At 41.8% G+C, this 19677-nt stretch carries 20 protein-coding genes; 8 read left to right on the top strand and 12 right to left on the bottom strand.

What is annotated here, in order from left to right:
* The 3 genes from GVT53_RS14500 to GVT53_RS14490 are packed head-to-tail and all read right to left on the bottom strand — an operon-like array spanning position 1 to position 1926.
* Positions 1-600, bottom strand: coding sequence for a LemA family protein (locus GVT53_RS14500; RefSeq protein WP_166249219.1), 600 nt, complete (start codon positions 598-600; stop codon positions 1-3).
* A gap of 19 nt (positions 601-619) precedes the next feature.
* The gene (locus GVT53_RS14495; RefSeq protein WP_108246890.1) at positions 620-949 is read right to left on the bottom strand and encodes a MerR family transcriptional regulator; all 330 of its coding nucleotides are present in this window, start codon (positions 947-949) and stop codon (positions 620-622) included.
* Positions 949-1926 (bottom strand): M23 family metallopeptidase, encoded by a 978-nt coding sequence (locus tag GVT53_RS14490; protein WP_166249218.1) that lies wholly within the window; start codon positions 1924-1926, stop codon positions 949-951. Before GVT53_RS14490 ends, GVT53_RS14495 begins: the two co-directional genes overlap by 1 nt.
* Before the next feature lie 104 nt (positions 1927-2030).
* Between GVT53_RS14490 and alaS the strand changes: the two genes are divergently transcribed.
* The 3 genes from alaS to GVT53_RS14475 all read left to right on the top strand — a co-directional run bounded on the left by alaS (position 2031) and on the right by GVT53_RS14475 (position 6350).
* Positions 2031-4643, top strand: coding sequence for an alanine--tRNA ligase (gene alaS / locus GVT53_RS14485; RefSeq protein WP_166249217.1), 2613 nt, complete (start codon positions 2031-2033; stop codon positions 4641-4643).
* A gap of 144 nt (positions 4644-4787) precedes the next feature.
* Positions 4788-5735, top strand: a complete 948-nt coding sequence (locus GVT53_RS14480) for a GSCFA domain-containing protein (protein ID WP_166249216.1) — start codon at positions 4788-4790, stop codon at positions 5733-5735.
* Entirely contained in the window at positions 5736-6350 is a 615-nt protein-coding gene (locus tag GVT53_RS14475) for a DUF4230 domain-containing protein (RefSeq protein WP_166249215.1), read from the top strand.
* A gap of 24 nt (positions 6351-6374) precedes the next feature.
* Here GVT53_RS14475 and GVT53_RS14470 read toward each other — a convergent pair whose 3' ends face one another.
* The 3 genes from GVT53_RS14470 to GVT53_RS14460 form a co-directional block, all read right to left on the bottom strand.
* Positions 6375-8126 carry an aromatic amino acid hydroxylase gene (locus tag GVT53_RS14470; RefSeq protein ID WP_166249214.1) on the bottom strand — a complete coding sequence of 584 codons (1752 nt, stop codon included), beginning with the start codon at positions 8124-8126 and terminating at the stop codon, positions 6375-6377.
* A 101-nt stretch (positions 8127-8227) separates the two neighbouring features.
* Positions 8228-8800: a DUF4136 domain-containing protein gene (locus GVT53_RS14465; protein WP_166249213.1), complete on the bottom strand. Its 573-nt coding sequence runs from the start codon at positions 8798-8800 to the stop codon at positions 8228-8230.
* A gap of 61 nt (positions 8801-8861) precedes the next feature.
* Positions 8862-9023 carry a DUF5522 domain-containing protein gene (locus GVT53_RS14460; protein WP_166249212.1) on the bottom strand — a complete coding sequence of 54 codons (162 nt, stop codon included), beginning with the start codon at positions 9021-9023 and terminating at the stop codon, positions 8862-8864.
* 172 nt (positions 9024-9195) lie between these two features.
* On the opposite strand from GVT53_RS14460, the gene GVT53_RS14455 reads away from it, so the two are divergent.
* From GVT53_RS14455 to hemL, 4 genes are all read left to right on the top strand, one after another.
* Positions 9196-9525 carry a hypothetical protein gene (locus GVT53_RS14455; protein WP_166249211.1) on the top strand — a complete coding sequence of 110 codons (330 nt, stop codon included), beginning with the start codon at positions 9196-9198 and terminating at the stop codon, positions 9523-9525.
* Positions 9526-9534: 9 nt separating this feature from the next.
* A complete protein-coding gene (locus GVT53_RS14450) occupies positions 9535-10440 on the top strand; it encodes a 1-aminocyclopropane-1-carboxylate deaminase/D-cysteine desulfhydrase (RefSeq protein WP_166249210.1) in 906 nt (301 codons plus the stop codon).
* Positions 10437-11285 (top strand): glucosaminidase domain-containing protein, encoded by an 849-nt coding sequence (locus GVT53_RS14445; protein ID WP_166249209.1) that lies wholly within the window; start codon positions 10437-10439, stop codon positions 11283-11285. Before GVT53_RS14450 ends, GVT53_RS14445 begins: the two co-directional genes overlap by 4 nt.
* An 837-nt stretch (positions 11286-12122) precedes the next feature.
* A complete protein-coding gene (gene hemL, locus GVT53_RS14440) occupies positions 12123-13400 on the top strand; it encodes a glutamate-1-semialdehyde 2,1-aminomutase (RefSeq protein ID WP_166249208.1) in 1278 nt (425 codons plus the stop codon).
* A gap of 82 nt (positions 13401-13482) precedes the next feature.
* On the opposite strand, the gene GVT53_RS14435 is transcribed toward hemL, so the two are convergent.
* The 3 genes from GVT53_RS14435 to GVT53_RS14425 all read right to left on the bottom strand — a co-directional run bounded on the left by GVT53_RS14435 (position 13483) and on the right by GVT53_RS14425 (position 15345).
* A complete protein-coding gene (locus GVT53_RS14435) occupies positions 13483-14364 on the bottom strand; it encodes a hypothetical protein (RefSeq protein ID WP_166249207.1) in 882 nt (293 codons plus the stop codon).
* A 127-nt stretch (positions 14365-14491) separates the two neighbouring features.
* Entirely contained in the window at positions 14492-14992 is a 501-nt protein-coding gene (locus GVT53_RS14430) for a hypothetical protein (RefSeq protein WP_166249206.1), read from the bottom strand.
* A 146-nt stretch (positions 14993-15138) separates the two neighbouring features.
* Positions 15139-15345 (bottom strand): helix-turn-helix transcriptional regulator, encoded by a 207-nt coding sequence (locus tag GVT53_RS14425; protein ID WP_166249205.1) that lies wholly within the window; start codon positions 15343-15345, stop codon positions 15139-15141.
* 138 nt (positions 15346-15483) lie between these two features.
* Between GVT53_RS14425 and GVT53_RS14420 the strand changes: the two genes are divergently transcribed.
* Complete coding sequence (locus tag GVT53_RS14420) at positions 15484-15777, top strand: hypothetical protein (protein WP_166249204.1); 294 nt, start codon at positions 15484-15486, stop codon at positions 15775-15777.
* 20 nt (positions 15778-15797) lie between these two features.
* Here the strand turns inward: GVT53_RS14420 and GVT53_RS14415 are convergent, their stop codons facing one another.
* From GVT53_RS14415 to GVT53_RS14405, 3 genes are all read right to left on the bottom strand, one after another.
* Positions 15798-17978 carry a hypothetical protein gene (locus tag GVT53_RS14415; RefSeq protein ID WP_166249203.1) on the bottom strand — a complete coding sequence of 727 codons (2181 nt, stop codon included), beginning with the start codon at positions 17976-17978 and terminating at the stop codon, positions 15798-15800.
* Positions 17979-18309: 331 nt separating this feature from the next.
* Positions 18310-18627: a hypothetical protein gene (locus tag GVT53_RS14410; protein ID WP_166249202.1), complete on the bottom strand. Its 318-nt coding sequence runs from the start codon at positions 18625-18627 to the stop codon at positions 18310-18312.
* Between the two features lie 3 nt (positions 18628-18630).
* A complete protein-coding gene (locus tag GVT53_RS14405; protein ID WP_166249201.1) occupies positions 18631-19044 on the bottom strand; it encodes a TlpA family protein disulfide reductase in 414 nt (137 codons plus the stop codon).
* Positions 19045-19677 lie beyond the last annotated feature (633 nt).

Here is a 19677-nt window from a genome sequence, read left to right as displayed (position 1 = left end):
TTAATCAAATTCGAAGTTTACATCGGGTGCGTTTTCCGAACCGGCATCGGATTTAAACAATGGCATGGAATCAAAATTTCCAATACTCGCAACAATGTTGGTAGGGATCTGTTGGATTTTGATATTGTATTCACCCGCCAAATCATTGAAACGGTTACGCTCCACATTGATTCTGTTTTCGTTGCCCTCCAATTGCGATTGCAGTTCCAAAAAGTTTTGACTTGCTTTCAGATCGGGATATCGCTCCACGGTAACCAACAACCTTGAAAGTGCGGATGAAAGACCTGTTTGCGCCTGCTGGAATTCCGCCAATTGCTCTGGCGTAAGGTTGTTTGCATAAATGTTTGTTGAGGTGGCCTTTGCCCTGGCCTCAATAACATCGGAAAGGGTTTCGCGCTCAAAATCGGCTGCGCCCTGAACGGTTTTTACCAAGTTGCCTATCAAATCGCTTCTACGTTGGTAAGAGCTCTCCACGTTGGCCCACTGTTTGGTGGCCTGTCCTTTCATATTGATAAGGTTGTTGTTGGTCCTAACATACCAACCCACAATGATTACCCCTAAAATCCCTAGGACAATAATGGCTATGATACCTTTTTTCATTTCTTATTGGTTAAAGTGTTTACAGTTGATCTTTTATTTTGAGGAGTTCTGCCTTTACTTTTTGCAGTTTTTGAATGACCTCGAAATTGCTAAGCGTCTTTTGTTTCTCTTCCTTTAAATGGGTTTTTGCACCTTCCAAAGTAAATCCGCGTTCCTTCACCAAATGATAGATCAATTGAAGGTTTTGGATATCCTGGGGCGTGAATTTACGATTGCCCTTGGCATTTTTCTTGGGTTGGAGCACATCAAACTCCTTCTCCCAAAAACGAATCAGAGAGGTGTTTACCCCAAAGGCTTTGGCCACTTCGCCAATGCCATAATATCGTTTTTCGGGCAGATCTATGTGCATTAATCCAGTGATTGGTTCTCTTGGTTGGCCAATCGGAGCATGTTGTCAAACTCTTCGGCAGATAAACTTCCGTAGTAGAAGTTGATAGGATTGATACGTTCCCCGTCTTTGAACACCTCATAGTGTACGTGGGGCGCTTGGGAACGTCCCGTACTGCCCACAAAGCCGATAAGGTCGCCCCTTTTTACTTTTTGGCCCACGGTAACATTGTACTTGCTCATGTGGCCGTACAACGAAATGTACCCATAACCATGGTCAATACGTACATGCTTTCCATAACCGGAAGATCTGTTGTCCGCACGGACGACCTTTCCATCGCCGGTGGCATATATGGGTGAGCCCCGCGGAGCGGTAAAGTCCATTCCCCAGTGCATTTTACGTGCTTTGGTAAATGGGTCGGAACGCCAACCATAACCAGAGGCCATTCGGGTAAGATCTTCGTTGCTTACAGGCTGAATTGCAGGAATGGATGCCAAAAGTTTTTCTTTTTCTTCGGCCAACTTGGCAATTTCGTCCAAGGATTTGGATTGGATCACCATTTGTTTTTGGATGATGTCCAACCGTTGGGTGGCATCGATAATAATTTCTGAGTTGTTGAAGCCTTCAAGATCTTTGTATCGGTTAACACCGCCAAAACCGGCTCTTCGTTGTTCCTCAGGTATGGGGTTGGCCTCAAAATAAAGTCGGTAGATATTGTTGTCCCGCTCCTCAATGTTGGCCAAAACCTGTTCCAATTGGTCCATTTTCCTGTTGAGGATATCGTATTGGAGTTCATAATTGCGAACTTCGCGTTCCAAGGAAAGTTCTTTGGGCGTGTTTACCCATCTTGTATTCAAAAGAATAATGAGTCCAAGGAAACCGAACAGCGCGGAACCCAACAAGAACAAGAAAATATTCCTGTATCGTTTGGATTTCTTCGGCTCGATCTTTCGGTACGAAAGTGTATCCGGATCGTAATAGTACTTTACTTTAGACATGAATGGATTTTATCCTATTTTTGCTCACTCATTTTAATCAGAACAAACAAATATAAAAATTGTTTTGCTTAAACTGTTAAATTTAAGAAAACCCTAGGAATTCAATGACATCCCAAGAAGTTAGAAACCAGTTTTTAAACTTTTTCAAAGAAAAGAACCACAAAATTGTACCATCTGCACCCATGGTGATGAAGGACGACCCTACCCTGATGTTCACCAATGCCGGTATGAACCAGTTCAAGGAGTACTTTTTGGGGAATTCCGTAGCCAAGAACAAACGCCTTACAGACACCCAAAAGTGTTTAAGGGTGAGCGGTAAGCACAACGATCTTGAAGAAGTGGGGAAGGATACGTACCACCACACCATGTTCGAGATGTTGGGGAACTGGAGCATTGGGGATTACTTTAAAAAAGAAGCCATTGCGTGGGCATGGGAATTGCTTACCGAGGTATATAAAATTGATAAGGACAGTCTGTATGTTTCTGTGTTTGAAGGTAGCGAAGAGGATGGTTTGCCCTTAGACCAAGAAGCCTACGACCTTTGGAAAGCCATTGTGCCCGAGAACAGAATCATTAAAGGGAACAAAAAGGACAATTTTTGGGAAATGGGCGATCAAGGCCCCTGCGGACCCTGTTCCGAGATTCATGTGGACATTCGTTCCAAAGAAGACAAGGCAAAGGTGGATGGCGCTTCATTGGTGAACCAAGATCATCCGCAAGTGGTGGAGATTTGGAACTTGGTTTTTATGCAGTTCAACCGTAAGGCCAACGGCAGTTTGGAGCCGCTTCCAGAAAAGCATATCGATACCGGTATGGGTTTTGAACGGCTTTGCATGGTGCTTCAAGGCAAGCAATCCAATTACGACACCGATGTGTTTACCCCGCTGATCCGTGAGGTGGAAACCATTACAGGAAAAAAGTATGGCAAGGACGAAGAAACCGATATTGCCATCCGGGTAATTTCCGATCACGTGCGTGCCGTGGCGTTTTCCATTGCCGATGGGCAATTGCCGAGCAACACGGGTGCAGGTTACGTTATCCGAAGGATTTTACGTCGCGCCATTCGCTATGGATTCACTTTTTTGGATACCAACAAGCCGTTTATCTACCGTTTGGTGAAAGCGTTGAGCGAACAGATGGGCAAGGCTTTCCCAGAGCTGAAGGAACAACATCAATTGATAGAGAACGTCATCAAAGAAGAGGAAAGCTCATTCTTGAGCACCTTGGAGCAAGGTTTGGTGTTGTTGGATTCCGTGATAAAATCATCCAAGGACAAAACCATTGCAGGGGATAAGGCTTTTGAACTTTACGATACCTTCGGGTTCCCGATAGATTTGACCGCCTTGATCTTGGAGGAAAAAGGATACCGGTTGGATACAGAAGGGTTCGAAAAGGCATTAAAAGCACAAAAAGACCGTTCCCGAGCAGCATCCGAAGTGTCCAAGGACGACTGGAACATCCTGATGAACGATACCGAACAAGAGTTTATCGGCTACGATAGTTTGGAAGCTAGTGTGAAACTGGTAAAATATCGTAAAGTAACCAGTAAAAAAGAGGGCGACCAATACCAACTGGTCTTCAATTTGACCCCGTTCTATGCCGAAGGCGGCGGACAGGTAGGGGACAAGGGTTATTTGGAAGCACCCAATGGCGATGTAACCTATATCGTGGATACCAAACGGGAGAACAACGAGATTGTCCACTTCGCGAAATCGTTGCCCAAAGAGGTTTCGGGAACATTTAAAGCGGTTGTCGACGAAAAACAACGATGGAGAACGGAGTGCAACCATACCGCAACGCATTTACTGCACCAGGCATTGCGAGAGGTTTTGGGAGCCCATGTAGAACAGAAGGGCTCTGCCGTACATTCCAAATATTTACGATTTGATTTCTCCCACTTTTCAAAATTGACGACCGAGGAACTTAGGGAAGTTGAAAACTTTGTGAACGCTCGTATCGATGGACACCTTCCTTTGGAAGAAAGTCGTAATGTGCCCATGAAAGAAGCGATGGAGCAAGGTGCCATGGCACTTTTTGGTGAAAAATATGGCGATACTGTGCGAACCATTCGCTTTGGGCAATCCATTGAACTTTGCGGCGGCACCCATGTAAAGAACACGGCCGATATCTGGCACTTTAAAATCGTCTCCGAAGGAGCTGTTGCTGCTGGAATTCGAAGGATAGAGGCCATTACTTCCGATGCGGTAAAAGAGTTTTACTTCAACAACAACCGTATGCTTTTTGAGATCAAGGATATGTTGAAGAATTCTCAAGATCCTGTAAAATCGGTTGCCAGTTTGCAAGAAGAGAATGCTGCACTTAAAAAGCAGGTGGAGCAATTGTTGAAGGATAAGGCGAAGGGACTCAAAAATGAACTGATCGCTGAACTGGAAGATTTGGGCGGTGCTAAATTCTTGGCCAAAAAAGTGGATTTGGATGCAGGTGGCATCAAGGATCTTGCCTTCGAAATGGGCGGGCAGGTAGATAACTTGTTCCTGTTGCTGGCTTCGGAAAATGATGGAAAGGCGGTGTTGTCCTGCTACATTTCCAAGGATTTGGTTGCCGAGAAAGACCTGAACGCAGGAACCATTGTCCGTGAACTGGGCAAATACATCCAAGGTGGTGGCGGTGGACAGCCGTTCTTTGCCACAGCGGGTGGTAAAAACCCTGCCGGAATTCCAGAGGCGTTGGAGAAAGTGAAGGATTATTTTAAATAACTCGGCTGAAGACTTCAGATGCCAAAAGCCGTCAATTCGAGTGGAATTCCTGAGTAATTTTGCCTGCCTAAGATTGGTGATTTTTTGGTGGTTGAGCGGAGTCGAAACCACCATAAAATCGAACAGACATTGTTATCAAATCAAATGGAACTACAAACCAAAATATCTTTAAAGCCCAGCCATAATCCCATCGATTATCAAAGCAAGTTGGTGCTTTTGGGGTCTTGTTTTGTGGAAAACATGGGCGCAAAGCTCGACTATTTCAAGTTCCGGCAAGTGCAAAATCCCTTTGGGATATTGTTCCATCCCTTGGCCATTGAAAATTTGATTCAAAGGGCCATTGCCGGACAAACCTATCAGCAAGAGGAAATTTTTGAACAAGATGGTATTTGGCGCTGTTTTGATGCGCATTCCGATTTGCGTTCGGCGTCTTCAAAAGAACTATTACATCTTCTCAATCAGCGCCTGAAAGATACGAAAACAGCCTTGGAAACTTCTTCCCATATCATCATCACCTTGGGAACAGCATGGGTCTATGAGCACAGTGCATCAGGTAGAACGGTGGCCAATTGCCATAAGGTTCCGCAGAAGCGGTTTACTAAAAAACTATTGAGCGTAACGGAAATCGAGTCGAGCCTTCAAAACGTGATTGCCTTGGTCCAAAGGCTGAATCCGAAGGCACAAATGATCTTCACTATTTCGCCCGTTCGTCATATCAAAGATGGATTTGTGGAAAACCAACGGAGCAAATCGCATCTGTTTGCCGCCCTACATCAAACAATAAATGGACACGGTGGGTCCTATTTTCCATCGTATGAATTAATGATGGACGAGTTGCGCGACTATCGTTTTTATAAGGAGGATATGGTGCACCCGAACCCATTGGCCGTGGATTACGTTTGGGAACGCTTCAAATCCGTTTGGATTTCGGGAAATGCATCCGTTGTAATGGATGAAGTGGATACCCTTCAAAAAGGGTTGTTGCACCGACCGTTCAACCCCGATTCCGAGGCGCATCAAAAGTTCAAAACATCGCTCCGTGCAAAAATTACGTATCTTCAAGAAAGGTTTCCTTTTATGAAATTTGAATAAATGAAGAGAATATTAGTTGGAGCGGTAATAGCGTTGGCCTCGGTTTTGATCTACAAATCGTGCGCCGATGACCGTGAACAAAAATCAATTTTAGAAGAAAGTTCAATGCTGATCCAGCAAGAACTACGCAATGTATCCAAATTAGTGGTCACCGAAGGGCATTTTGCCGAGGTGTACAATTATAAAGATTCCAAGGAACTCTTCGGCCCATTGGTCACCGCCCATAAAAAGGCGTTGGTGGTCGTGAATGCCGACGTGACGATTGCCTACGACCTTTCCAAAATAAATTATGATGTGGACGAAGAGAACAAGGTATTGACCATTACCCAAATTCCGGAACCCGAAATCAAGATCAGTCCCGATTTTGAATATTACGATGTTACGGCGGATTATCTAAACCAATTCAATGCTGGTGACTACAACGCCATCAAAAGGAATGTAAACGCCTCTTTGATGAAAAAAATAGAGGCTTCCTCGCTGCGTTCCAATGCCGAAAACAGGCTCGTGAGCGAACTGTCCCGGATATTGGTCTTGACCAATTCCATGGGTTGGACTTTGGTGTACAACAACACTCCGGTTGAAAATTCGGAGCAATTGAAAACTTTTTTGGATTAGGCCGTCATGCCTAAAATAACGGATTTAACTTACCAATGTCGCATCTACCAATTGCAGGCCGTCATCAATTAAATGCCCCACTTTGGGGTTGTCCCTTTTAATGTGTTCCAAATGGTTCAAAATTTCTTGTTGGAACTCCTCATTATTGTCCTGTTTGGCCAGTTCATAAAGCTCCACGGACAATAACCAGTCTTTAGGATGATTCTTTTTGAGGGCTTGGAATACTTTGTTTCTGGAAACGGTAGTGTTCTTTCCTTCCCTGAAATGACGTATTTGCTCGTAGAAAAGTTCTAATTGTGCACTTTTTTCGTCCTTTTTCGATTTGATGGTGCTTTCCGTAATCTGGTGTGTGATCAAGTCAAAACTGTGCAGGTCTGCGGGTCCGTTGTAGGCGGAAACAATGTGTTGCCCCACGGCCATGTGGTACAAGCCCCATTCGGGTCGGAACAAAATTTTATCTTGGTGTGTAACCGTACAATTTTCAAATGTGATCAAAATGATTTTCCCCATTAGATTGCGAGTACCCGTGATTATGGTTCCTTCCACTTTGATGCCGCCTTCGAACTCCAGGGCAATCTGTTCACCTTCATAAATTTTATAGGCCTTCAGATCACGCGGCCCCATATCCTCGATGGCTATGTTGATGCCCTTTAATTTTCCGATCGGGGAACCAAAGCCTTCTGAATGATGGGCGATGCTATGACCTACCAATTCTTTTTCACGGTACGCTAAAGCAGTTGCGCCAGTGGTCTGAATATAAATGGGCTTGCCATCGTTCTCGATTACATTGCTGAACTCCCCGGAAATTTGTAGCCCCGTGCTCAATTCGATGGTGCCCAAGGCTTTGGAATTGATCAATTTTTTGATACCGGACAGACCACCTGTGCGAACCGCCATGGTGTTCGCAAAATCTTCCAAAACCTGACTCAAAAAGGCAAAATCAGGCGTTACAAAGAGTTGTGGTTGCGGTTTGGTGATGTCAAATTCGGTACGTGCCGCCTCAATGGAATACGGAATCTTCTTCACTTTGTCCGTCATGCACCAAGCACTTTCCCCGATGGATGAAAGTAGTCCGGCCCCGTAAATTTTTGGGTTGTCCACAGTGCCTATCAAACCGTATTCCACGGTCCACCAATGTAAGTTTCGTATCAACGCCATTTCGCTGGGCTCACCCATATTTTGTTGAAGGTGCTCGATATGTTTTTCGGCCTCTTCGATTTCATTTTGAGGTGTACCGTTCGCTTCCTTGATAATGGAAAGATGGCGCACTGCGTTATAGAGTTCATAATCCTTGGCGCTGGAAATGGCCTTGCAGCCAATCTCACCGAACCTGCGCAGGTATTCTGCGTATTCCGGATTCGCGATGATGGGAGCATGTCCGGCCCCTTCGTGAATAATGTCGGGGGCAGGGGTGTATTCGATATTTTCGAGCTGACGGATATCCGATGCGATGACCAAAACATTGTATGCCTGGAACTCCATAAAAGCAGAGGGCGGAATAAAACCATCCACCGCAACGGCAGCCCAACCAATTTCTTTTAGGATGCGGTTCATGCCGTACATATTGGGGATATGGTCTATGGAAATCCCTGTTTTTTTAAGTCCGTCCACATAGGATTTGTGGGCCACTTGGCTGAGGTAATCCACGTTTTTTCGCATCACATAGCGCCAAACCGCTTGGTTAATGGCGGTGTACTCCTCATAATTCTGTGGTTTTATGAATTGCTTGAGGTGCTTGGGCAATTTATCAAGTATAGGATTGGATTCGTAGCTCATACGTTAATTTTTGTGCGAATTAAAGATACGAAATAGGGAATGGAAATTCTCTTAAGGAAAGTTAAGGGCAAAAAAAACCGCCCATTGGGCGGTCTGTATGTTTAATTGGAGGCCACGGTCATTTGCGGTGGGTACTCTTCCAAAATCTGCGCCACAAATTCTTTGATACGCTGTTCTTTCTTTTCGATGTTGCTGGTGTTGTTCAGGGTGCCTACGCCTCGTCCTTGCCAAACCAATTCCTTCTTGTCGGCATCGATAACGTCGATGTACAAAGAGCCTTCGGTGCGGGTGCTCACATTGTTGCCGCCTCCCCAGCCCCAGCCCCAACCGGGACCCCAGGCCCATGGGCTATAAAAACCGCCCCAGCCCCAACCGTAGTTGTTGTAGACATCCACGCGCTCGCGCTCTTTGGTGAAAATGCTGATCAATACATCTGGGTTGTCGGATTTTACGAATCCTCGGGAACCTAATTCAGCCTCAATGGCCCTTAAAATTCTTTTCTTGTCCAAATCCGAGATTTGGGCCTTGTCTATGCCCGTTTTGTAAAAAGCATAGCTTTGGTAGGTATTAAAATTGGCCTTTTGGTCGTAATCTGAAACTACCCTAACAGAGGTACAGGATGCCAGTAAACCAAAGGAGAAGGCAATAAGAGCTAAGTGTTGTAATCTTTTCATAGTACGTTTTTTTAAATTCTTGAGATGTAATCATTTAAGTCACAAATATTATGCCGAACACCTAATTTTGAATGTTTGTTTTGGAATTATATCCATACGGACAATGTCGGCAGCCGCTTTCACAGCAATATCCGCGTTTTAGATGATATTTTTCCGTAAACACCCGGTACCCTTGTTCCGATAAGTAATAGTCACCCTCCTCCAAGGGAATGCGTTCTTTCATGTACGGCACTGATTTTGCTATCTAAATTTAAGGTTTTCAAGAGAAAAGGACGAAGGTTTTAACCTTTTCCATACACGTTATTCACCGAAAATGTTAATCTTATTTTCAATCGGGTCAAATTTTCGGGCTATTTTGAAGTTATATTTGTTGCAAACCTATTGATAACGAGCGGGTGATATTAGTCTTTAAACATTTCTTCTATAAAAATTATGTGGGCCTGTCACTGTGGCCTTTCATTATATTGAAAGAGGATTCCCTTAAGACCGATGAAGTGCTCATCAACCACGAGCGCATCCATCTAAAGCAACAGCGTGAACTGTTGATCTTGCCGTTTTACATCCTCTATATTTCGGAGTGGCTTTTCCGTACGGTACTTTATTTGGATAGTTACCGTGCCTACCAGAACATCAGTTTTGAACGTGAGGCCTATGCCAATGAAAAGGATATGCAGTATCTTTCCAAACGTAGATTTTTTGGATTTTTGCAGTATCTGACCCGTTAATTTTCTGGATTGAACATACCCAACGAGCATATTGATATGCCCCTTTTGCGCGAAAAGGGCGTTGAACTCTATTTAAAAAGAGAGGATACCATCCACCCGTTGATATCGGGGAACAAATACCGAAAGCTCAAACACAACCTGCTTGAAGCCAAAAAAGCAGGTAAAAAAACATTGCTCACCTTTGGTGGGGCGTTCTCCAACCATATTGCCGCGACGGCCTATGCTGGACATGAACAAGAACTAAAAACCGTCGGGGTGATTCGTGGTGAAGAACTACAAGATAATTGGCAGGACAATTCTACCTTAACGCTGGCCCATGAGCATGGCATGCAGTTCCATTTTGTGTCCCGGACCGATTATCGACTCAAAAATGAAGCATCATTTCTTCAAAAATTAAAAGAAACCTACGGTGATGTATATGTTTTGCCCGAAGGGGGAACCAATGCATTGGCGATAAAGGGGTGTGAAGAGATATTGACGGAGGAAGATACCGTCTTCGATTACATTTGTTGCGCCGTCGGAACCGGCGGCACGGTAGCCGGATTGATCAATGCCGCACAACCGCATCAAACCGTTTTGGGGTTCCCTGCGTTAAAGGGCGATTTTTTAACCGAAGAGATTCGTACATTTGTCCATAACGACCGTTGGAAACTCGTAACCGACTATCATTTTGGGGGTTACGCCAAAGTGGACCAACCGTTGATTGATTTCATCAACCTCTTTAAGGATAAAACAGGGGTGCCCCTGGACCCGATTTACACGGGAAAAATGCTTTTTGGTATTTTTGACCTTGTAAAAAAGGATGTATTTGCACCCGGAACCCAAATTTTGGCCATCCATACAGGTGGTTTACAGGGAATTAAAGGGATGAACCGTATACTGAAAAAGAAAAATTTACCGTTATTGAACGTATGATCAGGCGAATAGGATATGTATTGATTGTGGCACTTTTGCTCTCGAGCTGTGGCGCCAAAAAAAGGAGGTCGACTCAAAAAAAGGGGGCTCCCGTTGTGGTACGGACGGAAAAACCGACCGCGAAACCCGCAAATGACCTAGATACCGAAGAGGCTCGCGACCTGTTCCCCATGCCGGAAGATACTGGACGCTTTGAACGTTTCCCGATTTCGGATACCGAGGATTATATTGATAATTTTGCAGAAATTGCCCAGTACGAAATGCGTGCTTTTGGCATTCCCGCCAGTATTACTTTGGCGCAGGGCATTTTGGAAAGTGGCTCCGGTCGCGGCGAACTCACCTTAAAGACCAACAACCATTTTGGGATTAAATGTCACACCGGTTGGCAAGGCGAGTTTGATTTTCATGATGACGATGCAAAAGGGGAATGTTTCCGGAAGTACAACCACCCGATGTACTCCTTCCGTGATCACAGTATATTTTTATCCACCCGTTCACGCTACGCGTTTTTGTTCAATTACCGCCGGGACGATTATAAGCGATGGGCACACGGCTTGCGACAGGCAGGCTACGCCACCGACCGAAAATACCCGGAAAAATTGATAGCCATTATCGAGCGCTACAACCTGCACGAATATGACGAAGCGGTGGTAGATACCGGTCTGTCCACGGTCCGCCAACCCAAACAATACGATGTGTTCACCCATACCGTGGAAAAGGGCGATACGCTTTATGGCATATCCAGACGTTACGATATTTCGGTGGACGAGCTTCGCCGCCTCAATAATCTGAACGATAACATCATTTCCATTGGGCAAGTGCTCAACATAAGGGTGTCGCAGTAGTTTGCTGGATGCTTCGATGAAAATCAATTGGTAGTTACTCTTCGTACTTTAAGATTTGGCGGTTCGAGTGGCTTGACCTTTGGTCAAGATGTATCGAGAACTGATTCGCGGTTGCTGATTCTCGATACGATCCACTAAAGTGAATCACTCGAATTGACGCAACTTGTTTTTGCGGCACACCACCTCACTTCACGATTTTCCATTCAAAACACCTTTGCGTAGTGCAAGTCGAATTCGATGTGACATTTTATTTGAGCGCTGGTCACCTTCCTGCGGTAGGTGGGTAGTCGAAGGGTCTTGTGTTCCAGCGTTATGATATATAAGAAAGCAACTTGTCAGTTCGAGTGGCTTGACCTTTGGTCAAGATGTATCGAGAACTGATTCGCGGTTGCCGATTCTCGATACGATCCACTAAAGTGGATCACTCGAATTGACGCAACTTGTTTTTGCGATACACCACATCACTTCACGATTTTCCATTCAAAACACCTTTGCGTAGTGCAAGTCGAATTCGATGTGACATTTTATTTAAGCCCTGGTCACCTTCTTGCTGTAGGTGGGTAGTCGAAGGGTCTTGTGTTCCAGCGTTATGATACATAAGAAAGCAACTTGTCAGTTCGAGTGGCTTGACCTTTGGTCAAGATGTATCGAGAACTGATTCGCGGTTGCCGATTCTCGATACGATCCACAAAAGTGGACCACTCGAATTGACGCAACTCGTTTTTTGCGGCACACCACATCACTTCACTATTTTCCATTTCCCAAAACGTTTTATCCTCATTACCTTTGCGGCAGGAATGCTGTTCCGCAGCATGACGGCATGAATAAAAGCATATTATGATCTACCAACGAAGCAGCGCCCTGTTCGCAGAGGCCAAAAAATATATCCCCGGAGGCGTAAATTCACCAGTACGCGCATTTAAAGCGGTAGGGGGCGACCCTATTTTTATCAAGGAGGCGAAAGGGGCCTACCTGTACGATGAGGACGGCAACCAACTTATCGACTACATTGCTTCGTGGGGACCGCTTATTTTGGGCCATGCGTACGAACCGGTGATCAATGCCGTGATCGAGAAGGCCAAAAAGGGAACTTCCTTTGGAACGCCCACCGAAATCGAGACCGAAATCGCCAAACTGGCGGTGTCCATGGTGCCGAACATTGACAAGATACGTTTTGTGAACAGCGGTACCGAAGCCTGTATGAGTGCGGTGCGCCTTGCGCGCGGGTACACGGGCAAGGAGAAGATCATCAAATTTGCGGGTTGCTACCACGGCCACTCCGACTCTTTTTTGATACAAGCGGGGAGTGGTGCCGTTACCTTTGGCAGTCCCAACAGCCCAGGAGTAACGCAGGGCACGGCCAAGGATACGCTGTTGGCCGATTATAACGATTTGGAAGGCGTAAAAGCCTTGGTGGAGGCCAATAAAGGTGAGATTGCAGCGATTATTTTGGAACCCGTAGCGGGGAACATGGGCTGTATTATCCCCAAGGATGAATTTATACAAGGATTACGCGACATCTGTACCCAAGAAGGTATTTTATTGCTGTTCGATGAGGTGATGACCGGCTTTCGCCTTGGTAAAGGAGGCGCACAGGAAGCCTTGGGCATTGATGCCGATATTGTGATGTTCGGGAAAGTGATCGGGGGCGGACTGCCCGTAGGTGCGTTTGCGGCCCGGGCCGAGATCATGTCACATTTGGCGCCCGAAGGGCCCGTGTACCAAGCGGGTACCTTGAGCGGAAACCCTTTGGCGATGAGTGCCGGACTGGCCATGCTCACCGCCCTGAACGACCAACCTGAAATTTTCACCAGTTTGGCCGAAAAAACGGAGTATTTGCACAAGGGCATTGCCACGGTACTGACCAAAAAAGGCGTAACACACCAGATCAACCGCTATGGCAGTATGATCTCCGTACACTTTACGGACGAGCCCGTGATGGATTTTGCCAGCTCGGCAATGGGCAACAACGATACTTTTAAGAAATATTTCCACGGGATGTTGGAGAACGGGGTGTACTTGCCGCCCTCCGCTTTTGAAAGCTACTTTTTAAACGATGCCCTCAGCTATGCCGATTTGGATAGGACGATCGAGGCGGTGGCGAAGGTGTTTTAATTAGTCATTTCGAAGAAGCGCAGCGACTGAGAAAACTATTTTTATCAAAGGACTTTCCTTGTCGTTAGAAACTACTTGACAGTTAATAATATTCAAACAACCACACGAAATCCCCATTTTCGTTGCTGGCAACCAGTTCAGTAGGATAGTTTGAATCATCACTGGTATATTTATAGTTTTGTCGATCAATAACATTTGGTGTGGTGCCATATTCTGTATAAATAAAAATATCTGTCAAATTTGAAAAATGATAATTACTTTGATTTAGTTTTTCATACGCTACAAAAAATGGGTTAATCATTTCAAGATGGTAGGAATAATTGTTTTCTCTGTCCTCCAATCTCTCACTGTCCCTTAAGACTTCTTTTATGATGTTGCCTTTTTCGTCATAAGTATATTCCTTTACATTGAAGTCATCAGTACCGTCATCCCCAATTATTTTTATAATTCTACCTTTATCGTCTAACAAGTGAACTAAATTGTATGTATAATTATAGCTAAGTTGAGCTGTTATGGAAACTTGATTGATTTCATAGGTTAAATCGATAACAAATTCTGTTTCATTGTTTACTATTTTCTTAACCTGGATTAATTGACTTTGATCATCATATTCATATTTAAGTGTATAATATTCGGAGGTAACTATTGTTAATCGTTCAAGATCATCATAGACATAAGTCTTGGATTCATTATTGTAATCAAACTGGGTCAAGAACCCGTCTTCATAGTGAAAGTCCCTTTGGGCAAAGGCAAATCCAGGGTCTGTTGAAGAAAAAGTCTTGAGCATTTTTACAATTTCTGGAGATTCTTCGGGCTCTTTTGTAGGTTCATCCTCGGCATTTTCTCCAATCTCTGTTTCTGGAGGAGTCTGTGATTCACTTTCAGGTGAACCATCCTCATTGGTAGAACAGTTGATCAATAAAATCAAAAGAACTATTGAGATGAAAAATTTTTTCAAATTCATTTGTTTGGTTGTTTTTATTGCGGTTTGGTTACAGCTTAAATTAACAGAAACTTTGATAGATTTGTTACTACTCACCCATAAAATGTAAGGTTTTTCGTTAAAAGAAATCTTTTTTGGAATACCAATACTAAAACCGCATGGCCAATCCGAAACCACTTTGGTTGTTTACTATAAAAAACTCTGGTTCGAACCTATAGCTGGATTGTTTGGCTACAGCAACGTTATAACTGTCCACACCTTTGTTGATATTGTTAAATGCCTTGAACGAAAGATAAAAGGCTGCCAGTGCCAATGCCCCGCCAACATATGCTAGTTCCCAAGTAGGGTCACGGTCAGCGGATTTTTGACCAAAGGGAATGCCAATAAAAACACCTCCCGTAAAAGCAAAAATAGAGGAAAAAGTATTTTGGGACCTCCCTCTTTTAATGAGCAAATTGGCCTCTTCGACCGATGCCGTGGCCTCCATAAGTTCTTTCCAGTTGAGGCGCTCACCATCTTTAAAAAAACGGTACCCAAGCAAGCCTGCCTTCATTTCGATTTCTGGTTCTATGGTTGTGTTCTTGTTTTGTGCAAAGCTGAAACTAATAGCAAAGCAAAAAAGGCATAGCAACAAGATGGATTTTTTCATAATTGAGGTTGTATTTAGTGATTGAAAATAGGTTTTTGGTAGCAGTAATGCAATAGTGATTTATTTATTCTTTGAGATTTGGCACACTTCTTCAGCTCCCTCACCACTTTGGGACCGGAGTACGAAATGACAATTTGGGCGTGGTGCTACGGTTTTGTAGATACCAACAATTCACAAACATCTACTTCTAAGATTTCAGCGATTTTAAATAAATCTTTTAAATGAGGTTGGGATTTATTGATGCACCAGTTGGAGACAGTGTGCTCATTTTTTTCAAGCTGAAATGCCAAATCTTTCTGGCTAACACCTTGCCTGACCAAGATTTCTTTGATTCTGTTGAACTTCTCATTCATTAAGCCAAATGTACAAAATGCAAGTATGCAGTGCACTTATGAAAATCTACTTTCCATAAATGTTATTTTAAAATGTATATTTAATTGGCATTAATGTAATTTTGTTTTACATTTAAGTATCAAAAAACATTCATTGTTATGTTTGACAAGTCCCAAATCGTACATCTGATACAGCAAGATTTAAAGCACAGCCAACTCACCGAAGCCTTACGAAATTTAGGTTTGGATGATCATGGATTATATAGTTTGGATTTGATGTCCCTCGTGGCTGAGTTGATGCAAGTGCCGCCAGAGCAAATGGAACATTTTACAGAGATCTACGGTAGTTACTTGGATAAAGCTGTTGATTATCCAATTACCTATTTGGGAGAGCACCTTTTGCCTGTTGCGGAAGCATGTTATCGTAGGCTGTTGGGTGGTAAAGTGGATTGAGGTGATTGGGGGAGGTTTCTTTAATTCAAATTATTTACTTCGTCATATAAATGTGTCAAATGACTTATCGACATATCAATTAATGGTTCATACATAAAAGCATTAATATGAATATTTTCGGGTGTCATTAAATTGACCTTATCTAATGTAAATAGAGCTTCACTCTCAGGATATTTAGAACAGTATTCTCTATATAAAACTTGAGTTTGGTTCTTAAGGTCAGATAAATCAACCTCTGGAAGTTTAGCAATTAGATATTTTTCTGCTTGCAATCTAATAGCTATTGCAAGGCAAATTTTATTTTCAAGCGCAATTTCATCAGCGTCTTCAACCGCAATTGAGTCTGCGGTTTCCATTATTAATTCAATTATTTTTTTTTCTCCAAAAGTTATAGTCTTATCTTCCAATTTAACTAATCTACTTTTAAATATCTCAAATATCTTATCTACAGTTATATCTCCTATTTCTTCTTTTTTATGAAGGCAACTGGTAAGCATTAAATAGTCATTATTTTTCTTAGAATCAGTGTATTCGATAATGTTTCTTACAAAAGGAATTAGACTGATAAAGAACTTTGGTTCCTTATATTTTTTTATAAAATAACTAAAGATATCATTTACATACTCACCTTGATGAAGTTTAACTTCATTGTCTGAGTTCTTTGTTGTCATCAAAACCGCAGAAAAATCCTTACTTCTGCATAAAAATAGTCTGGATGCAACCGTCCTATAAAAGTCAAAATTATGAGTTAGTACAATTGTTTTAAAAATATCTTGTTCATGAATTTCTTTTATGTACTCAATTATAGCAAATTTATTTTTGTAATCAAATGAATCAGCAACATCGTCAAAAATCAAAAGATTCTTATTAGGTTTTAATTTTCTCGATTCAATTTCGAATAAAAAATGAAGAATAAAATAAGCTCTTTGTTCTCCTTTGCTCAAAATCGTTAGTAAATTTTCTCGATTTTGTTTTACAGGCTCTTCTCCTCTGTCGGAGTAATCAAAATTCAGATTAGCGGTTTCCTCCTTTAAAATAATATCTTCTTGGTTCACGATATTAACTTTGAAAGGGACGTGGAATCTAGAATTGAAGGTTTCTATGATTTTAGTCCATAAATCAAATTCCTTTTTTGATTCGCTGATAATTTCTTCTAATCGGCTCTTTTTCCCTAAATACTGAGTTACTAATTCTTCTGCTTCTTTTTTTACCTCTGAAAAGTAATTAATCCATATTTCCTTTTTAAACTTTTCATAATCATTCAATTTGACTAAAATCAGATTATTCTTTTCAATTACTTTTTTGAAGGCTCTTAACTCTGCATTGGAACCGATTGCTTTATCCACTCTTTCAAATGATTTTTTTAATTTTTCATCATTCAAAATTTTTTGAATTTCTTCCTCTACTATTGCTTTTAAGTTTTCAGCATTTTCAATTTCAGTTCCGTCCTCTAAAACAAATTTATGACCAGCATCAAAAAAGGAATTGTCCTCAATTGATTTTATTATAGTATTTGCTTGGTACGTTCCGAAAGTATTATCCTTAGATTCTTTGAAAAATTTTGAATTAGAAATTATATTTTTATAATCACTAACATATTGATTTAAAATTTCTTGGTTTTTATCAAGAAATTTACTCACATTGCCTTTTTTATCAAAGATGTCGTTATAACGAAACTCATATTTCTCAAATTCTGTTTTGAGATGATTAATTTGGTTCGAAAGAACTTCAAAAAAATCTGAATTCTCATCTTCCGAAAATGTTATGATAAATTCAGATTCACAATCAGTGCTTTGTGAAATGATTTTTAGTTTTTTTATGAATTCAACCTTTAAATCATTCAGTTCCTGATATATACTTTCGTATTCATCTTTTAGTTCTTTGCTTGCAAGAAAGCTACTGATCTTACTTGATGCATCAAAGCTATCATCTTCGGCATTTATTACTAATATATCATCTGGACTGATTTCAGAATCCTCTTTTCGAATTTCATATTTTGAAACTCTTGCCCTATATATTCGATCACATGGTTTATTTCTAGGGTCATTTTTTGAAACTAAATCAAATGTCTTTGCGAAGGAAGTTTTCATTGTTCCATTCGGCGCGTAAACTAAGTGAGTGTTACTTTTCTCAAAATCGAATTGATGAATCAATTTTCCAATTCCAAAGCAATTCTCAAAATCAATATTAAGTTGTTTCATTCGAAGGTTTTACAAGAAATCACAGATAATCGTTTTTTTAGTATAAAACACATCACTATCACCCAAATCAGTAGGTAACCGATGTACTCGTCTTTTTATACAAAGCATACGAGGTTGCTGTAAAGTTCTTGGGGAAAGGGGCTGCGAAGGGCAAATTACTAATTACCAATAAATTACCATTACGGGAAAACCTTAAAAAAAATAGGGGTTTTCTACAATTTGCAATAAACAGTTGACAATTATCAATTTTTTGGGTTACGGGTTACGGGTTACGGGTTACGGGTTACGGGTTAATAGGTAAAAGGTGAAAGGGAGGTTGAGGGATGTAAGCTTAGGGTCGGGTTTTGAGGATCAACAGTTGCTTTTTGGCTATGCTATCATTTTTAATTTCTATGGTGTAATCGGGATTTATGGTATCCAAAATGGTCTCCAAACGGCCCATGGGATATGGTTTGCCGTTGACCCAAAGTTCTTGATACCCTTCGGAGCCTTCTTTATTGAGCAAGCTCCGCAGCACCAAATGCTGTTTCTCCGACTCCTGCGCCGGCAATTCCGTTCCCGTAGTGTCAACCTTGTTAAAAGGACCGCAGGAAACTATTAAAATTAGTGTGCAAAACAGACAAGCGTTCGATAATCCTTTAGTTCTCATGCGCTATCGATTTTCGGGAATTAAAATACCATTTTCCTTGATAATCTTTTGAAGTTGTCGGTCTAGATTATCAATATAAATACTCTCGCCAGTCACAAAATTACCGCTGTAAATAATGGTGCTGTCTTTTAGAATGATCAAATGTGGATAAGCATTGAAGCCCAAAGTGTTCTGTACCTTTTTCATGTTTTCTCCGTAAATGGTAGTGTAAGAATGTCCCAATCTGGCCTCGACCTGGATGCGCTCTTCAAAACCTTGATTTTTTAAAGGTATGTTTACAGAGTAAATGGCAATATCCGGGTGTTGGTATTTTTCACTTATTTTTTCGAAGTATGGAAATTTTTCAAAGCAGGGTTTGCAGGAGGTGTTCCAAAAATCCAATACGGTAATTTTTTTATCGAATGTAATGGTTTCCATGTCTTTATTTGTAAAAACCAAGTCTGTGGGAAAAGGTTTGGCTATATAAAATTTTGAATCGTCGGTCAAGGCCAAGAACATACTTGGATAACCATACTTGCCCAAAAAAATCGCAAACAAGAGGGTGCATATAAACTTGGGCAAAAAATGGGATGTTCTTGCCCATCTTCCCAAAAGGATACAAGCCGGAATAAAGATTAAATAAAGGATAGACCTTTTAAAATCCATGTCTATCAGAGAAGGAATTAAAATCAATAGCCACAGGGGCAAAAAAAACCAAAGCATTTGTTGTTTTACCTTTCCGATTAAATAGTAGGATGTCAAAAAACACACGATCAAGGTAGTAGGTAAAATATAGAAGTGATCCCCATACGAAATAAGGCCCGTTAAAATATAGGCGAGGGGAACAACAAAGTATTTAAGTTTTTGGAAAAGCCTGCTCATTCTGCAACCTCTTAGTGTTTAGACTAACAGGTATAGGGGGTTATCCTATGACATTGGGTCATAGTTACAATACGTGTTGAAATAAATTAATGGGAGGTTGAGTTTGCAAATTACTAATTACCAATAAATTACCATTACGGGAAAACCTTAAAAAAACTAAGGGTTTTCCATAAATACGAAGTGTAAAGT

Origin of the sequence: Flagellimonas oceani (assembly GCF_011068285.1) — a bacterium.
GTDB classification, from domain to species: domain Bacteria; phylum Bacteroidota; class Bacteroidia; order Flavobacteriales; family Flavobacteriaceae; genus Flagellimonas; species Flagellimonas oceani.
Note: the sequence above shows the minus strand (reverse complement) of the source record. Positions and strands in the feature narration are given on the sequence as shown.

Bases quoted from the DNA above. Each gene is read 5' to 3' on its own strand.
- GVT53_RS14425 (WP_166249205.1), bottom strand. From the start codon at position 15,345: ATGAATGAGAAGTTCAACAGAATCAAAGAAATCTTGGTCAGGCAAGGT.
- GVT53_RS14465 (WP_166249213.1), bottom strand. From the start codon at position 8,800: ATGAAAAGATTACAACACTTAGCTCTTATTGCCTTCTCCTTTGGTTTA.
- alaS (WP_166249217.1), top strand. From the start codon at position 2,031: ATGACATCCCAAGAAGTTAGAAACCAGTTTTTAAACTTTTTCAAAGAA.
- GVT53_RS14420 (WP_166249204.1), top strand. From the start codon at position 15,484: ATGTTTGACAAGTCCCAAATCGTACATCTGATACAGCAAGATTTAAAG.
- GVT53_RS14415 (WP_166249203.1), bottom strand. From the start codon at position 17,978: ATGAAACAACTTAATATTGATTTTGAGAATTGCTTTGGAATTGGAAAA.
- hemL (WP_166249208.1), top strand. From the start codon at position 12,123: ATGATCTACCAACGAAGCAGCGCCCTGTTCGCAGAGGCCAAAAAATAT.
- GVT53_RS14500 (WP_166249219.1), bottom strand. From the start codon at position 600: ATGAAAAAAGGTATCATAGCCATTATTGTCCTAGGGATTTTAGGGGTA.
- GVT53_RS14435 (WP_166249207.1), bottom strand. From the start codon at position 14,364: ATGAATTTGAAAAAATTTTTCATCTCAATAGTTCTTTTGATTTTATTG.
- GVT53_RS14495 (WP_108246890.1), bottom strand. From the start codon at position 949: ATGCACATAGATCTGCCCGAAAAACGATATTATGGCATTGGCGAAGTG.
- GVT53_RS14460 (WP_166249212.1), bottom strand. From the start codon at position 9,023: ATGAAAGAACGCATTCCCTTGGAGGAGGGTGACTATTACTTATCGGAA.
- GVT53_RS14410 (WP_166249202.1), bottom strand. From the start codon at position 18,627: ATGAGAACTAAAGGATTATCGAACGCTTGTCTGTTTTGCACACTAATT.
- GVT53_RS14490 (WP_166249218.1), bottom strand. From the start codon at position 1,926: ATGTCTAAAGTAAAGTACTATTACGATCCGGATACACTTTCGTACCGA.
- GVT53_RS14430 (WP_166249206.1), bottom strand. From the start codon at position 14,992: ATGAAAAAATCCATCTTGTTGCTATGCCTTTTTTGCTTTGCTATTAGT.
- GVT53_RS14480 (WP_166249216.1), top strand. From the start codon at position 4,788: ATGGAACTACAAACCAAAATATCTTTAAAGCCCAGCCATAATCCCATC.
- GVT53_RS14475 (WP_166249215.1), top strand. From the start codon at position 5,736: ATGAAGAGAATATTAGTTGGAGCGGTAATAGCGTTGGCCTCGGTTTTG.
- GVT53_RS14405 (WP_166249201.1), bottom strand. From the start codon at position 19,044: ATGGAAACCATTACATTCGATAAAAAAATTACCGTATTGGATTTTTGG.
- GVT53_RS14445 (WP_166249209.1), top strand. From the start codon at position 10,437: ATGATCAGGCGAATAGGATATGTATTGATTGTGGCACTTTTGCTCTCG.
- GVT53_RS14470 (WP_166249214.1), bottom strand. From the start codon at position 8,126: ATGAGCTACGAATCCAATCCTATACTTGATAAATTGCCCAAGCACCTC.